The 1,001-nt window shown below is 49.6% G+C and carries 8 tRNA genes; all 8 read left to right on the top strand.

The window, feature by feature from the left end:
• Positions 1–47: 47 nt before the first annotated feature.
• A tRNA-Thr gene (locus tag RVS70_RS21555) sits at positions 48–123 on the top strand.
• Between the two features lie 68 nt (positions 124–191).
• Positions 192–267, top strand: a tRNA-Lys gene (locus tag RVS70_RS21550).
• Between the two features lie 15 nt (positions 268–282).
• Positions 283–367: transfer RNA gene (locus RVS70_RS21545), tRNA-Leu, on the top strand.
• A 21-nt stretch (positions 368–388) separates the two neighbouring features.
• A tRNA-Gly gene (locus RVS70_RS21540) sits at positions 389–463 on the top strand.
• Positions 464–469: 6 nt separating this feature from the next.
• Positions 470–558 (top strand) — tRNA-Leu (locus RVS70_RS21535).
• Between the two features lie 3 nt (positions 559–561).
• Positions 562–638: transfer RNA gene (locus tag RVS70_RS21530), tRNA-Arg, on the top strand.
• Between the two features lie 6 nt (positions 639–644).
• Positions 645–721: transfer RNA gene (locus RVS70_RS21525), tRNA-Pro, on the top strand.
• 6 nt (positions 722–727) lie between these two features.
• Positions 728–803 (top strand) — tRNA-Ala (locus RVS70_RS21520).
• Positions 804–1,001: the final 198 nt, after the last annotated feature.

Below are 1,001 nucleotides of genomic sequence, written 5' to 3'. Positions count from 1 at the left end.
TACAAGCAAGGGGTCGCAGGTTCGAGCCCTGCATCCTCCACCATAAAGCCGGCCTAGCTCAACTGGTAGAGCAACTGACTTGTAATCAGTAGGTTGGGGGTTCAAGTCCTCTGGCCGGCACCATTTTCATTATACTTGTTAATTATGTACGAGTTATTAGTTCGCTAGAACTTCTAGAATTAAAAATTTATGAGCCATTAGCTCAGTCGGTAGAGCATCTGACTTTTAATCAGAGGGTCGGAGGTTCGAATCCTCCATGGCTCACCATAATAATATAATTTTGCGGGTGTGGCGGAACTGGCAGACGCGCTAGACTTAGGATCTAGTGTCTTCGGACGTGGGGGTTCGACTCCCTCCACCCGCACCATTCATAAAAATATATTGTATTGCGGAAGTAGTTCAGTGGTAGAACATCACCTTGCCAAGGTGGGGGTCGCGGGTTCGAATCCCGTCTTCCGCTCCAAGCCAAGCCGGGGTGGCGGAATTGGCAGACGCACAGGACTTAAAATCCTGCGGTGGGTTTCCACCGTGCCGGTTCGAGTCCGGCCCTCGGCACCATAAGCGCCCGTAGCTCAATTGGATAGAGCGTTTGACTACGGATCAAGAGGTTAGGGGTTCGACTCCTCTCGGGCGCGCCATTTTTTCGGGAAGTAGCTCAGCTTGGTAGAGCACATGGTTTGGGACCATGGGGTCGCAGGTTCAAATCCTGTCTTCCCGACCATTATATGGGGCCTTAGCTCAGCTGGGAGAGCGCCTGCCTTGCACGCAGGAGGTCAGCGGTTCGATCCCGCTAGGCTCCACCAATATTTGCTCTTTGAAAACTGAACAAAACAACCAGTATGTCAAGAGAAAAACATGCAACTGTTTTTTCTTGAAAATAACCAGAAGGAAACTTCTGGAGCAAGCTAAGACATCATAATTAACGGTGTTAATTATGAACAAACTTTTTTGGAGAGTTTGATCTTGGCTCAGGACGAACGCTGGCGGCGTGCCTAATACAT

This window comes from Virgibacillus sp. M23 (genome assembly GCF_034190895.1).
Lineage (GTDB): Bacteria > Bacillota > Bacilli > Bacillales > Amphibacillaceae > Virgibacillus > Virgibacillus salarius.
The sequence above is the reverse complement of the archived record's forward strand: the minus strand, read 5'-3'. Positions and strand labels throughout refer to the sequence as shown.